Genomic DNA, 13,481 nt, shown 5'->3' on the forward strand with positions numbered 1-13,481 from the left:
GTATCCTGTTTCTGTCCGTCAAGCCACGATTTCGCTATTGCTTTCTCTCCCACATGTCGCCATGCGAAACTTGCAAGTAGCTATAAGATTCGTCGACAACTACGCTCCTTAGGGAATTTCACCTCAGCATTAGAACATGCCTGTCATACCTAAAAAGCTGAGGTAAACATAAAGTCACCTCAGCTTTAATAAATTATTTATTAATATAATTTTGCCCCTGCAGGAATGTTATTATCTAACATCAACAAGTTCAATTTTTCTTCTTCCTCATATTCACATACAGCAGATATCAACATACCTTGTGATGGAATTCCCATCATTTTTCTTTCCGGTAAGTTTGTGATTGCAACTAATGTCTTGCCAATCAATTCTTCCGCTGAGTAATATTCTTTTATTCCAGACAGAATTGTTCTTTCAACTCCGGAACCATCATTTAAAGTAAACTTCAATAGTTTCTTAGATTTTGGAACTTCTTCACAATTCAATACCTTAACTACTCTGAAATCTGATTTTTGGAAGGTTTCAAATTCTACAAATTCTTCAAATAATGGCTCAACTTTTACTTTTGAAAAGTCAATTTTTTCAACTGTAATTTTATCAGAATTTACAGCAGATCCCTTCCCTATCGGCTTCATTGTCGGGAAGAATACAATATCTCTAATAGAAGGTTGGTCAGTTAGAAGCATGATCATTCTATCTACGCCAATGCCTAATCCGCCTGTAGGAGGAAGTCCAACTTCAAGAGCATTGATGAAGTCTGAATCCATTGGATGTGCTTCTTCATCTCCAGCTTCTTTTTCTCTTAATTGAGCCTCAAATCTTTCCTTTTGGTCAATAGGGTCATTAAGTTCTGAGAATGCATTTGCAAACTCCCATCCATTTATAAATGCTTCAAATCTATCTGTTATTCTTGGGTCTTCTACATTTCTCTTTGAAAGTGGAGAAACTTCAACAGGATGACCAATTACAAATGTTGGTTGAATAAGTGAATCTTCACAGAATTCTTCAAAAAACTCCGCTATAATTTTCCCTCTGGTCCAACTTTCTTCAATTTCAACACCCTTAGCTTTTGCTATTTCTCTAGCTTCTTCATCAGTTTGAATTTGATTGAAGTCAACTCCGGAAAGCTCCTTTATAATATCAATCATTGTAACTCTTCTCCAAGGAGCTTTTAAGTCAATTTCTTTTCCTTGGAAGTTTACAACAGTTGTTCCATAAAGTGTCATTGCTGCATTTTCAAATATTTCTTCTGTAATTTCCATCATTGTATTGTAATCTGCATATGCTTCATACAACTCTATGTTTGTAAACTCAGGGTTATGACGAGTGTCCATGCCTTCGTTTCTGAACATCTTACCCATTTCATAAACTTTATCGAATCCACCAACGATTAATCTCTTTAAGAATAACTCGTTTGCAATTCTAAGTTGCATATCTAAATCCAATGTGTTGTGATGTGTTATAAACGGTCTTGCATTTGCACCACCTGCAACAGTTCCTAAAATAGGTGTTTCAACTTCTAAATATCCTCTGTTATCAAGGTATTCTCTAATTGATTTTATAATCTTATTTCTCTTTAAGAATATATCTTTAACTTCAGGATTTACAATTAAATCTACATATCTTTGTCTGTATCTTAAATCAGGGTCTTTAAGTCCATGAAATTTTTCAGGAAGAATTTGAAGAGATTTTGACATCAATAAAGTTTTACCAGCTCTTACAGTTATTTCTCCTGCTTCTGTTCTAAATACATTCCCAACTACACCTACGATATCGCCAATATCATATCCCTTTATATCTTCATAGTTATCCCCAAGAACATCTTTCTTTGCAAAAATTTGAATTCTGCCTTGAGAATCTTGAAGGTCTAGGAATGCAATTTTACCATGACGTCTTTTACTCATTATACGTCCAGCAATAGATACTTCTTTTTCTTCAAGTTCTTCAAAATTACCTTTAATTTCTATTGAATGATGAGTTACGTCAAATTTTGAAATTTGAAATGGATCCTTTCCAGCATCTTTTAATTCTTGTAGTTTTTCTCTCTTTGCAACCAGCATTTCATTTAGCTTCTTTTCTTCAGTACTTTGCATTTTTCCTCCTATAATGAGATCTCTACAACTTCAAGTTTAATGATTCCATCCGGAACATCAACTTCTACAGATTCGCCAACTTTAAGTCCCAATAATTTTCCACCTACCGGGCTCTCATTTGAAATCTTTCCTTCTAGCGGATCAGCTTCAGCAGAACCTACAATTGTATATTCATCCACTTCTCCACTTTGTACATCTTTAACTTTAACAGTTGATCCTATATTTACAATTTCAGAGTTCAATTCATCTTCAGAAATGACTTTAGCATTTCTAACCATCATTTCAAGTTTAGCTATTTTTTCTTCAACTAAAGCTTGTTCGTTCTTAGCCTCATCGTATTCAGAGTTTTCAGAAAGGTCTCCATAACCAAGAGCCACTTTAATTCTTTCAGCTACTTCTTTTCTCCTAACAGTTTTTAAATATTCTATCTCATTTTCAATTTTTTCTAAACCTTCAGCTGTAAAAAAAATGTCTTTTTCTACCAAAATAATTCTCTCCTTATATATAAAAATAAGGCGCTATACTTATTACGCCCTCCGTTAAATTCTAACTGATTATAGTAGAAAATCAGCCAACTGTCAAGCTTTTTACAGCATTCTATCTTTTGTCTATTTATCTAAACAAACTATTTCTAACAAATTAATTACAATCTTAAAAATTTGATAATTAATATTGTTTTTTTTAACAATATATGAGAAACTTATCAAACAATATTACAAGGAGTTATTATGAAATTAAAAACTAAGAATTTAATATATCTTTTCATCCCCATTATAATAGTATTCACATATCCTTTGTTAAATGCAATAATTTATAACTTATTACTTTACATATCATCTCTTTATGACGGATTAAGTAATTTTTTAGAAAACAATTATGCTATGACTGACACTTTAATCAGCCTACTTTTAGTAATTTTATTCTTCCCACTCTACAAATGGATTACTAAAAATAAAATTACATTACAACCGATAAAATCAAATTTCGTCTTGATATGCATACCTTTTTCATTAGCGTTGGGTGGTTTATCATATATCATCTTAGCCATTATAGAAAGATTTCTTGTTCCAATTGGAATTCTAAAAGATGAATTTGCAGATTTTTCTAATATGTGGAGCCAATTTGACAATGACGCATACTTTTGGGTGTTCTTATCAATTGTATTTCTAGGTCCATTGTTTGAGGAAATTTTATTTAGAGGAATTGTATATAATTTTTTAGAAAAATATAAAAGTGGTTTATTTCCTGTCATCATATCAGGAGTATTGTTTGGAATCTGGCACGCACAAGCAGTTCAAAGCATTTACACAGCCGTAATGGGAATAGTACTTGGCTACGTTTATATGAAAACAAAAAATTTATTTTATCCAACACTATTACATATGTTGAATAATTTATACTCAACACTTCCGCAATCTATGCAAAGCGATTATCTTTATACGTTGATAGATACAATTTCAGTTTTAATGGTAATACCTTTTGCGATTATATTCATAATGAAATATAAAAAAGATAGAGAAAAAATTAAATCAATTAAAGAAAGAGGAGCTGAATAAACTCCTCTTTTCGTGTCTTTAAATTACTTTATCCAAGATTCATCTTTTGGATTTTTTCTCCACTTATTCAATTTCAATATATCTTCTTCTTTTATAATGCCATTTTCTGCTGCAACTTCTGCTAACTCTTCAAAATTAGTTAAAGTTTTTAATCCAAAGTTCATTCCCTTAAAATTTTCTTTTGCAGATTCTAAGTTGTAAGAGAATATTGCAACTATGGCCAACACTTCAAAACCTGCTTCTTCAAGTGCCTTAGCAGCTTCAATAGAAGACCCACCAGTTGAAATCAAATCTTCTATAACTACAACTTTAGCTCCCTTTATAATCTTTCCTTCTATCTTATTTTGTTTTCCATGGTCTTTATTTGATGACCTTACAAAACCCATTGGAAGCTTTAAATTTTCAGCGATTAAAGCTGCATGAGGAATACCCGCTGTGGCAGTACCCATGATATATTCAACTTCAGGATAATTATCTTCAATCAATTTAGTCAAACCACTTTCCACAATTCTTCTCTCTTCAGGATAAGAAAGTGTCAACCTGTTGTCACAGTATATTGGAGATTTAATCCCAGATGCCCATGTAAATGGTTCACTTGGCGATAAACTAACAGCTTCTATGTCTAATAAAATTTTTGATATCTCTTTCATCATTCACCTATAAACATTTTCTTTATTTCTCTATATGCTTTAACAGGGTCTTCTGCGCCTGTTATCGGACGTCCCACAACTATATAATCAGAACCCAACATTCTTGCATCAGCTGGAGTTACTACACGTTTTTGATCATCGCCTTTTATTTGTTCAAGTCTAATTCCGGGAGTTACTGTCAAAAAGTCTTCCCCTGAAACTTTTTTTATTTCAGGTACTTCTAAAGCTGAAGATACAACCCCATCAAGCCCACTATTTTTACCAATCTCAGCATATTTTTTAACCGTATCTGCAACAGTTAATTCATCTTTTATAAGTATATCGTTGTGCATTGTTTCTTCATCAGTTGAAGTCAACATTGTTATCCCTAAAGTTATAATCTCAGGTTTAACTTTCTTAGCTGCCTCAATAGCTTCCTTCAACATCTTTGAACCACCAGCTATGTGATAATTTATCATATCAACATCTAAGTCCATTAAAGATAACGTAGCTTTTTTTACAGTATTAGGTATGTCGTGTAGCTTAAGGTCTAAAAATATCTTATGTCCTCTCTTTTTAAATTCTCTTACAATTTCAGGCCCTGCTTTGTAAAATAATTCCATACCAATTTTTACATAGACTTCATCTTCTTGAAATTTATCTATAAAATTCAAAGCTTTCTCAGAAGAATCAAAGTCTAAAGCAATTATTACATCTCTGCTCATTTTATCGCCTCCTTTCAAAGATTTTAACATAAATTAGCCACATATAAATAGAAAACTCCTTAAAAGGTTCATTAAATTATTGATTAAAATAATAGTTTGATGAGGAAGTCTTAAACACTGAGAGAAAAGGTTATTAGAATTCAAACTCATAGCCTTTGTAAAAGTATTATTAATTTATATTTACAATCTTCTCCAGTCTTCTAATTTCCCATCAAAAGCTTTTAGTCCGTTTTCAATAACAACGACTCTATCTGCTTCAAGTATAGTTGACATCCTATGAGCAATTGTAATTATAGTTTTCTCATTAGATATATTTTTTAAAGCTTGTCGGAACAATTCTTCACTTTTAGTGTCTAAGTTTGAAACAGCTTCATCCATTATTAAAATCGGAGCTCCCACAATTAAAGCTCTTGCTATTGCTATTCTTTGTTTTTGGCCTCCGGATAAGGTAATTCCGCGTTCTCCTACAAAAGAGTTATATCCGTCATCAAGTTGTTTAATAAATTCATCTGCTACAGCAATTTTACAAGCTTTTTCAACTTCTTCAAAGCTCGCATCCGGCTTTCCAATTCTAAGATTGTCAATCAAAGTTCCATGAAAAAGGTATACATCTTGAGGGACGTATGCAATATTTTTTCTAACCTCTTGAGCGGTCATATTTTTATAATTTCGTCCATTTAAAAAAATATCTCCTTTTAAAGGATCATAAAATCTCATCAAAAGATTGATAAGCGTACTTTTCCCGGCACCGGATTTTCCTGTAATCGCAATATTTTCCATGGGTTTCACACTAAGATTAAAATCTTTTAATACTTCTTTTTTATTTTCATAAGAAAAAGATACATCTTTTACAAAAAGCAAATCATTATTAATAATTTTTGAATTTGTATTTTGGATATTAAAAATCATAGGTTGCTCATTTAACAATGCATTTATTCTATCTGCTGATGCAGCAACCATATTTATTTTTCCTGCAGTTGATGATACAGTAACTACCGGTATAAAAATATTTAATGCCATCATTACTAAAATTCCAATGTAATTTGGATTTAATTGTCCTCTTATTACCATTTTATTACCTAATATAAGCACTGAAATTAATACTACTGACATTACAAAATTTATTATTCCAGCTTGTAATCCTTTCATAAATCCATCCTTGGTATCTATTTTTCCCAATTTTTTTGTATCATCCACTACTTTTTGTATATATTTACTTTCTTTACCAAAAATTATAATTTCTTTTAAACCTTGAACCGTATCAACTACTGATGCGTTTGTTTTTCCCAGTTTTTCTCTTGATTCCTTTCCTAATTTTTGATTTATACTTCCAAACCAATAGGGAATTGTAATAATTATAATGCCTGCCATTAATGATAGTAATGCTGCTTGCCATGATAATATTAAATACAATAATATGTATAAAATCATACATATTATGGCTATAATATAATCTCCTAACATATGAGCAAAAAAAGTTTCCAAAGTTTCTACATCTTCCATTATTATAGATGATACTTCTCCTGTTCTATATTTTACGGGATTTAATGGAGATGCAAATTCAATTGCATCAAACATATCTCCACGTAAATTTTCTAAAACTAAATAGGCTACATCATGGCACAACAACATATGAAGATAAGCTGTTATACCTTTGCCTATAATTAGTCCCAGCAATAAAGGAAAATATCTTGAAATCTCATTTGGTGAACTTCCGGAAAATGCAAGGGCTGTAAGATATGCTCCAAGTAAAAGAGAAGTCAATGTAAATAAGCTATTAAAAACTCCTGCAATTATTGATTTTATAAATACTTTTTTATGTTTGAAAGCATAAGGAGAAAGTTTCTTTATGCTGATATATTTTTCAAATCTATCCATCATTTTACATAACCTCTCTTTGAGCTAAAATTAATTTATAATACTCTTTTTTATTTTTCATAAGCTCTTTATGTTTTCCTTCTTCAACTATCTCACCATCTTTTAACACTAAAATTCTATCTACATTTTTAATTGTTGAAAGCCTATGAGCAATTGTTATCGATGTCTTATTTTTAAGTAAAATATCTAAGCTTTCTTGTATAGCTTTTTCGTTTTCTATATCTACACTCGATGTAGCTTCATCTAATATTATTAAAGGAGCATTTTTTAAAAGCGCTCTAGCAATTGCTATTCTTTGTCTTTGACCACCTGAAAGATTTAATCCCATTTCCCCTACAAAAGTTAAGTATCCATCTTCCATACCGCTTATAAAATCATGAATTTTTGCTGCTTTGCAAGCACTTATTAATTCATCCATGCTCGCATCTTCTTTTGCAAGTTTCAAATTTTCCATAATAGTTCCGTTAAATAGATAAGTGTCTTGAGATACTACCGCTACTTGCTTTCTTAAAACTTCTAAAGGGATATCTTTAATATCAATATTGTTGTAGTAAATTTCCCCTTTGTCAGGGTCATAAAATCTCAACAACAAATTTATTAGAGTGGTTTTTCCACTTCCCGATTCTCCTACAATTGCAATTTTTTCTAATTTTTTAATTTTAAAGCTCATATCTTTTAATACAGTTTTTTTAGATTTAGGATAATTGAAAGAAATAGAGTTAAATTTTAATTCTATCGGTGATTTTAAGTGATTATATTCATTATCTTTTTTATTAATCACAAATTCTTCTTCATCAAAAAGTTTTAATATTCCATCAGTTGATGTTATTCCCATAAAACCTGCATGAAAATAAATTGAAAGTTCTGTAATAGGTCTAAAAACTTCAGAAGTTAAAAATAAAAGTGTCGGTAATTTTTCAATAGCTAATTCTCCCTTTGCCGTATAATATGCGGCAAGTCCAAGAGTAAAAGCTGATCCAACAGATGCAGAAAAACCTGCAATTCCTACATCAAGAAGATTAAACCTTAAACTTTTCATTGTCTTTTGGAAAAGAATATGCATCTTTGCTTTTAAAAATTTTCCTATTCTTTGGCTTGCATTAAAAGCTTTTAAAGTTATCATTCCCTGTACAGCATCCACAAACTCTGCATTTAGATCCATATATGAACTCCAATGCTCTTTTGTAAACCTTTTTAGAACTGATACAAAAAGCATAGGCGCAAACAAAGATGCTAAAACTGAAATTAAGCTTATCATTCCCAATACAAATTTAATCGAAAAAATATAAATAACCATAGCCCCTGATCCTATGATACATACCAGTATTTGAGGAATGTATAATGTTAAATATCCTTCTAAATAATCTACTCCTGCCACAATAGTAGATTCAATTTCTCCCGTTCTATTATGAATCATATATCCCGGGCCAAGTTTCATTAATTTTTTGTAAGCTCTCATCCTGAGATAATTTTTAACTTTTGCTACTATCCATTTACCGTACAATTGATTAAACCAAACCAATATAATTCTCAATAATAACATTGATGCTAAAACAATTAAATTATTCTTCATAGCTAATAAAGCTGAACCTTGGTACATTTGAGCAATTACTTTTCCTAAAAATATGGCTTGTATAATATAGCTTATGCTGATTATTATTCCAATTGCGCCCTTTAAAAAAATATATTTTCTTACCCCTTGGGTCATTTCAACTATTCTTTTATGAATCATCACTATCTATCACCTTCTTTATTGAATAATTCTCTTATATGTGTATTTTCTAAAATATAGGCTCTATTGCAAACTAAATTGATCAAATCCATATCATGACTTATTATCAAATAGCTAAGATTATATTCTAATTGTAACTTTAAAAGTAATTTCATAATCTTTGCTTGAACCAATACATCTAGCATGGAAGTAGCTTCATCTAAAATCAACAGTTTCGGATTTTTAATAAGTACACGACTTAAACAAATCCTTTGAAGTTCGCCTCCACTAAATTGATATGGATAGTCATTGATTCTACTTCCTGAAATCCCAACCTTTTCAAGTTCTTTAATTATTTTATGATTCATTTCTTTTTTACTTAATCGTGGTAAATTTTTCTTTTTAAAAAAACTTACCAAGGATTCCCTTAATGAATATCCAATTGATTTTAACGGATCAAGTGCAGTTTGTGGATTTTGTAAGACTATTCCTATATCATCTGTGTATACAGAAACTTCTCCGTAATCGACATTTTTTATACCACAAATTACATATAGAAGTGTTGACTTACCTGAACCACTTTCTCCTACTAATCCTACAATCTCATTTTTATTAATATAAAGTGAAGCCTTCTCTAAAATCTTCTTACTATTATTGTAAGAAACACAAATATCCTTAACTTCTACTAACCTATCCATTTAAAATCCCCATTCCATTTGAAGGTAAAGCTTTCCAAAGTTCTTTTATATAAGGAATTGATGAATCCATTAATGTGTTTTTTGTATTACCATAATCTACAAGTTCACCCTTATTAAGTACAGCACAATACTTAGCGTATTCTAATGCAAGTTTTAAATCATGAGTAATGATTATTAGTTTAATATTTCTTTCATATGCTACTTTTTTCATAAGTTTTATTAAAGTAAAAGCCTTTTTTTCATCTAATCCCTTGGTTGGCTCATCAAGAATCAAAGTTTTAGTTTCCATTAAAAGTGCTATAGCAATCATTAGCCTAACTTTCATACCACCACTTAATTCATAAGGATACATCGACATAATTTTATTTGTCGGCGTAAGATCCAAAAGTTTAAATAGTTTATCAATTCTATCTAAAGATTCACTTTTAGAAATTTTCAAACTATTTCTTAAAGCTATAATAATTTGCTTGCCACAAGTTACAAGAGGATTTAATGCTCCTCCGGCGTTCTGCGGAATCCAAAGCAATTCTTTCCCCCTTAGCTTTTCAATTTCCTTTATCTTAAGATCTAAAAGCGAATATTCTATATATTTTTCGTCATAATATTTTATGCTTCCACAAATATTCATTTCAGGTGAAGTTAGACCCAGTATAGATCTTGCCAGCAAACTCTTTCCACTACCGGTTTCTCCTAAAATAGCAAATATCCCATCATTTGGTATATTAAAGGAAATATCTTTCAAAATCATTCCGGTTTCTCTATGACTTATGCTAAGATTTTCTATCAAGATTTTATTAATCATTTATTCCTCCTAAACGTCTAGTTCTTAAATCCATATTTAAAGAATCTGAAAATAACGTAAAAATTAGAACACAAGTTATCTGAAATAGACCCGGAAAAATTATCATATGAGGAAAGCTATTAGCAAATCTTAAAGAATCTTTTAGAATTACTCCAAGCTCCGGTGTAGGAGGTTGAACTCCCAATCCTAAAAATGAAAACGAAGAAAGCCCTATCATTGTATGCCCAATAAGAAGAGGAAGAAGTGGCCATAAAATAAAAAATGCTCTTGGAATCATATGTGAAAACAAAATCTTTTTTTCACTAATTCCATTTAGCCTCAATCCTAAAACAAAATCACTATTTTTTACTTGACCAATTTCCGCTCTTACAAGCTTTATATTGTAAATTAATCCGTATATTGAAAAAATCATTATAACAACAGATACACCACCTCCAACAAACACACTCAAAAATATAGCAGCTAATATGGATGGAAATGATAACAATATATTAAAAAAATGTAAAAGAACTTCGTCAATTATACTTCCATAATATCCTAAAAATGCACCTATAAACGAACCTAAAACAAAAGGAATAATTTGAACTAATAAGGCATATAAAAATGTATTTCTAAATCCAACTATTGTTCTTAAAAAAAGGTCTCTACCCATATTATCCGTTCCAAAAAAGTGAGAAAGTGATGGTTGTTCAAAACTATTATATACACTAATTAAATTGCCGTCAGTAAATGTGGAGATGGCAATTACTGATACAACTATAAACAGGGATATAAAACCTAGTATTAAAGTTTTTTTATTCCTAATTTTTTTCATTTTAAATTCCTCTTATTAACTTTATGATTTATATCATTTTTATTTCTTGAATCAAGCTTTGGATATATGAAGTCAGCAAAAATATTCAAAGAACATATCATAATCCCAATAATGAACAAAGAACCGCTTATAAGCGTAAAATCTTTAATTTGAACTGCTTTTTGGATAAGAGTACTAAAGCCCGGTATATTAAAAATTGTTTCAACCAAAACTGCCCCACCCAAAAAATTTGAAATATCAAGGACCAAAATAGAAATAGAAACCGGAAGAACGTGCGGAAAGACATGGTATTTTAAAATATCAAAAGATTTTAAGCCGTAAGAGCGAGCAAATTCAATATAAGGCTCTCTCATTACATCCATACATTTATTTCTTAATACTCTAGCCAAATTTCCTGCTGATAAAAAAGACATAATCAAAGCCGGCACTACTAAGCTTTTGATCCCATAATATCCTATTGTATATTTCCACTTTAATTTTACAGATAGAATCCAAACTATAATTAAAGCAATCCAAAAAGATGGTATTGAGCAAGTCAATACAGACCAAAAATTAACAAATTTATCTGCAAGTCCCCTTGGTTTCATTCCGGATTTAAGTGCAATTGGAAATGCAAGCAAAATCTCAAATAAAACACTAAGAAGTGATATTCTTAAAGTTAATTTATATTTAGACCAGAAAATTTCACTTACGGGCTTATTAAAACTTAAGGATTTTCCAAGATCTCCCTTAGAAACTCCCTTAAGCCAATCAAAATAAAGATTCCCAAAAGATTTATCAATCCCTAATCTTTGTCTATAATCATCGGCCTGCTTTTCTGTTACATTGTTTGTATCAAGTTGCTCCTGGAGTAAAAGTCTGGCAGCATCTCCAGGAGCAAAATACATAACGGCAAAAGAGAGTAGAGATACTATCATTACTGTTGGTATTAATAAAATAAAACTTCTAATCAAGCGAGCTTTCATCTTCTACTCTCCTAACTCCGTTTAAGTCAATTTGGAATACATTTCCATCAAATTTAAACCCTTCAAATTTTTTGTTGTGAATTATATATCTTATATCACTAAATAACGGAGTTGAAACTGCTTCATCTTGCTGAATTTTCCAAATATCTTGAGCAGATTCTTTTATTTTTGACGGATCTGTAGCTTCTATAAAATTCTTACCCGCATCTTTCATCTCTTGATTAATTCCATATCCTAAACCATAATCCGAATAGTCATCTGACAATCCCATATAGCCCAAACTGTCAATAAGAGGTACAAACCACGGATGAGACATAATTAAATCAAAATTACCACTTTTAATTGTTTCAATTCTTTTAGCTCCAGATAAAACTTCTATATTTAAGTTAACTCCTAGTTTAGCTGCTTGAGATTTTAAATAAATAGAGACATCTTTTTGGTATTCTTCATCATCTATAATGAATTTCATGTCAAGCACCTTTCCATCTTTATCAACAGTAGGTGTACTTTCATTTCCAACTTTATAACCAGCTTTTTCAAGATATTTTTTACTCATATTTAAATCATATTTAAGTTCACTATTTTCATCAGGACCATCTTCAAATTTAGGATTATATAAATATCCACAAGGATTAGGTATATCAAACAATACAGTTTTCACCAATTCTTGACGATCAAACATAGTTAAAATAGCTTTCCTTAAATTAATATCTGACATCTTTCCAGTTTTCCAATTAGAATTTATACTAGCTACAGAGGTATAATTTTCATCAGACTCTTTTACAATATTGTAATTCTTATTTTGTTTAAAATCGTAAATTGTACTATAAGGTAGAGAAATATAATGCTCTGTCAAACCTAAAACATCTATTTGACCACTTTCAAGAGCAAGTTTTCTAGTTTGTTCATCAGCTATTGCATGCCAATTTATAGTATCTATATCAGTCTTATAATTCTTATCCCAATAATCATCATTTTTCTTTAAAATTGAAATTTCTGCTTGAGTAGTTTCAACAAATTTAAAAGGCCCAGTTCCAACAAGAGAAGTCTTATTACCCTTATCATCCAAACTATCTTTTGGAACAGCTGGAATTTTTGATAAATCCTGCAACAAATATAGGTATGGCGCATTTAACTTAACCTTCAAATGTCCATCTTCAACTACTTCTACATTATCTAAAACATATGAATAAGAACAGTAATTAATAGTGCCGCCAGTTTCTATATTGTATTTTAGAGCATCACCTGTTAGCATAGTTCCATCATGAAATTTAACATTTGTATTATAAAAAAGATCATACTCCATATAATCTTTGCTTATTTCCCATTTAGTTACCAACCATGGTATGGGCTTATATAAATGATCAATACGAGTTAGAGAGTCAAATATTAAACTATGTCCCTCTTTAGAAGTTTTAAAATCTTTAATTGAACCCACATTTAAAACGTTATCTTCAGTTCTTATATCTGCTGTAGCAACTTTACTTTTTTTATCATCACTGCTATTTACTTCTTTCGATTTATTTGTACACGAAACTATAATTAAAGATAAAATTAAAAACATAATTATAAAAATTTTTTTCTTCATATTTCCTCCTAAAAAAATAGTA

12 protein-coding genes are annotated in these 13,481 nt (G+C 30.4%); 1 reads left to right on the forward strand and 11 read right to left on the reverse strand.

Features of this window, described 5'->3' with window-relative positions; translation table 11 throughout:
- Positions 1-200: 200 nt before the first annotated feature.
- Positions 201-2,093, reverse strand: coding sequence for a lysine--tRNA ligase (gene lysS / locus SOR77_RS05390; protein ID WP_320636147.1), 1,893 nt, complete (start codon positions 2,091-2,093; stop codon positions 201-203).
- An 8-nt stretch (positions 2,094-2,101) separates the two neighbouring features.
- The gene (gene greA, locus SOR77_RS05395) at positions 2,102-2,578 is read right to left on the reverse strand and encodes a transcription elongation factor GreA (protein ID WP_320636148.1); all 477 of its coding nucleotides are present in this window, start codon (positions 2,576-2,578) and stop codon (positions 2,102-2,104) included.
- 243 nt (positions 2,579-2,821) lie between these two features.
- On the opposite strand from greA, the gene SOR77_RS05400 reads away from it, so the two are divergent.
- A complete protein-coding gene (locus SOR77_RS05400; RefSeq protein ID WP_320636149.1) occupies positions 2,822-3,649 on the forward strand; it encodes a type II CAAX endopeptidase family protein in 828 nt (275 codons plus the stop codon).
- Positions 3,650-3,672: 23 nt separating this feature from the next.
- On the opposite strand, the gene pyrE is transcribed toward SOR77_RS05400, so the two are convergent.
- The 9 genes from pyrE to SOR77_RS05445 form a co-directional block, all read right to left on the reverse strand.
- Entirely contained in the window at positions 3,673-4,299 is a 627-nt protein-coding gene (gene pyrE / locus SOR77_RS05405) for an orotate phosphoribosyltransferase (protein ID WP_320636150.1), read from the reverse strand.
- Positions 4,299-5,003 (reverse strand): orotidine-5'-phosphate decarboxylase, encoded by a 705-nt coding sequence (gene pyrF, locus SOR77_RS05410; RefSeq protein WP_320636151.1) that lies wholly within the window; start codon positions 5,001-5,003, stop codon positions 4,299-4,301. The genes pyrE and pyrF overlap by 1 nt, the downstream gene beginning before the upstream one ends.
- 180 nt (positions 5,004-5,183) lie before the next feature.
- On the reverse strand, positions 5,184-6,884 hold the full coding sequence (gene cydC / locus SOR77_RS05415; protein WP_320636152.1) for a thiol reductant ABC exporter subunit CydC: 1,701 nt from the start codon (positions 6,882-6,884) through the stop codon (positions 5,184-5,186).
- Between the two features lies 1 nt (position 6,885).
- Positions 6,886-8,613, reverse strand: coding sequence for an ABC transporter ATP-binding protein (locus SOR77_RS05420; protein WP_320636166.1), 1,728 nt, complete (start codon positions 8,611-8,613; stop codon positions 6,886-6,888).
- 2 nt (positions 8,614-8,615) lie between these two features.
- Positions 8,616-9,290, reverse strand: coding sequence for a dipeptide/oligopeptide/nickel ABC transporter ATP-binding protein (locus SOR77_RS05425; protein WP_320636153.1), 675 nt, complete (start codon positions 9,288-9,290; stop codon positions 8,616-8,618).
- Entirely contained in the window at positions 9,283-10,092 is an 810-nt protein-coding gene (locus tag SOR77_RS05430) for an ATP-binding cassette domain-containing protein (protein ID WP_320636154.1), read from the reverse strand. Before SOR77_RS05430 ends, SOR77_RS05425 begins: the two co-directional genes overlap by 8 nt.
- The gene (locus SOR77_RS05435; protein ID WP_320636155.1) at positions 10,085-10,906 is read right to left on the reverse strand and encodes an ABC transporter permease; all 822 of its coding nucleotides are present in this window, start codon (positions 10,904-10,906) and stop codon (positions 10,085-10,087) included. Before SOR77_RS05435 ends, SOR77_RS05430 begins: the two co-directional genes overlap by 8 nt.
- On the reverse strand, positions 10,903-11,871 hold the full coding sequence (locus SOR77_RS05440; RefSeq protein ID WP_320636156.1) for an ABC transporter permease: 969 nt from the start codon (positions 11,869-11,871) through the stop codon (positions 10,903-10,905). Before SOR77_RS05440 ends, SOR77_RS05435 begins: the two co-directional genes overlap by 4 nt.
- Positions 11,852-13,459 (reverse strand): ABC transporter substrate-binding protein, encoded by a 1,608-nt coding sequence (locus tag SOR77_RS05445; protein ID WP_320636157.1) that lies wholly within the window; start codon positions 13,457-13,459, stop codon positions 11,852-11,854. Before SOR77_RS05445 ends, SOR77_RS05440 begins: the two co-directional genes overlap by 20 nt.
- Positions 13,460-13,481: the final 22 nt, after the last annotated feature.

Origin of the sequence: Peptoniphilus sp. (assembly GCF_034090345.1) — a bacterium.
GTDB lineage: Bacteria > Bacillota > Clostridia > Tissierellales > Peptoniphilaceae > Peptoniphilus.

What these genes read in the sequence shown, in the direction of transcription:
- lysS (WP_320636147.1), bottom strand. Translation starts at nt 2,093, where the DNA reads ATGCAAAGTACTGAAGAAAAGAAGCTAAATGAAATGCTGGTTGCAAAG.
- pyrF (WP_320636151.1), bottom strand. Translation starts at nt 5,003, where the DNA reads ATGAGCAGAGATGTAATAATTGCTTTAGACTTTGATTCTTCTGAGAAA.
- cydC (WP_320636152.1), bottom strand. Translation starts at nt 6,884, where the DNA reads ATGATGGATAGATTTGAAAAATATATCAGCATAAAGAAACTTTCTCCT.
- SOR77_RS05435 (WP_320636155.1), bottom strand. Translation starts at nt 10,906, where the DNA reads ATGAAAAAAATTAGGAATAAAAAAACTTTAATACTAGGTTTTATATCC.
- pyrE (WP_320636150.1), bottom strand. Translation starts at nt 4,299, where the DNA reads ATGAAAGAGATATCAAAAATTTTATTAGACATAGAAGCTGTTAGTTTA.
- SOR77_RS05445 (WP_320636157.1), bottom strand. Translation starts at nt 13,459, where the DNA reads ATGAAGAAAAAAATTTTTATAATTATGTTTTTAATTTTATCTTTAATT.
- SOR77_RS05425 (WP_320636153.1), bottom strand. Translation starts at nt 9,290, where the DNA reads ATGGATAGGTTAGTAGAAGTTAAGGATATTTGTGTTTCTTACAATAAT.
- SOR77_RS05430 (WP_320636154.1), bottom strand. Translation starts at nt 10,092, where the DNA reads ATGATTAATAAAATCTTGATAGAAAATCTTAGCATAAGTCATAGAGAA.
- SOR77_RS05440 (WP_320636156.1), bottom strand. Translation starts at nt 11,871, where the DNA reads ATGAAAGCTCGCTTGATTAGAAGTTTTATTTTATTAATACCAACAGTA.
- SOR77_RS05400 (WP_320636149.1), top strand. Translation starts at nt 2,822, where the DNA reads ATGAAATTAAAAACTAAGAATTTAATATATCTTTTCATCCCCATTATA.
- SOR77_RS05420 (WP_320636166.1), bottom strand. Translation starts at nt 8,613, where the DNA reads ATGATTCATAAAAGAATAGTTGAAATGACCCAAGGGGTAAGAAAATAT.